Genomic DNA, 790 nt, shown 5'->3' with positions numbered 1-790 from the left:
AGGGCCCGGCGTTGTTCGTGGACGGCCGCGAGCGAGCGGGCCAGGGAGGGGACCACGATGTCAAGGGTGCCGGTGCCAGGGACGACGACGGTCTGTTCGTCGAGCGCGTCGAATACGTCGTCGACGAGCCGGGCGGCCATGCGGGGGGCCTTCGGGCGGATCAGTTCGACGAGTCTGCGGCGGCCCGCCTTGCGCAGGGCGGCCGGAGAGCCGTGGCGTTCGAGTAGCCAGGTGACGGCCTGGTGATCGAGGCGGGGCCCGAGGACTCGCTCCAGGCTGGGGTGGAACTGGGTGAGCAGGCCGCGTATCCGGTTGGAGGTGCGGGTGGCCTCGGCTGCGAGGTCCTGGTCGAAACCCACGAGCACGGTGAGCTCAGCGGTGATCTCGTCTGTCAGTTCCAGCGAACGCAGGGTGTGTGGCATGGTGCGGGCGGCGTCCGCGATCACCGCGGCGTCCTTCGCGTCGGTCTTGGCCTCGCCCGGGTAAAGGTCGGCGATCCGCCGCATGGCCAGTCCGGGCAGGTAAGCGACCTGGCAGCCCGCGTCGCGGGCCACCGCGAGCGGGAGGGCGCCGATCGAGGCGGGCTGGTCCACGACCACGAGGACAGTGCCGAACTTGTCGCGCAGCTTGTCAAAGAGGGCCCGCAGTTTCGGTTCGCTGTTCGGCAGCGGCTTGTCGAAGACCTTCTTCCCGGCCGGGGTCAGCCCGTGCCCGTGATGCGTGCTCTTGCCGACGTCCAGGCCGAGGAAGACGCCCACGCCGTCAGTGTCGATCACTGTGCCCCCACTCG

At 70.1% G+C, this 790-nt stretch carries 1 protein-coding gene; it reads right to left on the bottom strand.

From position 1 onward, the window contains the following. On the bottom strand, positions 1-776 hold a 776-nt coding region (locus IE198_RS34780), incomplete at its 3' end, for an IS110 family transposase (protein ID WP_189894074.1). Positions 777-790: the final 14 nt, after the last annotated feature.

This window comes from Streptomyces xantholiticus, from assembly GCF_014651015.1.
Lineage (GTDB): Bacteria > Actinomycetota > Actinomycetes > Streptomycetales > Streptomycetaceae > Streptomyces > Streptomyces xantholiticus.
Note: the sequence above shows the minus strand (reverse complement) of the source record. Positions and strands in the feature narration are given on the sequence as shown.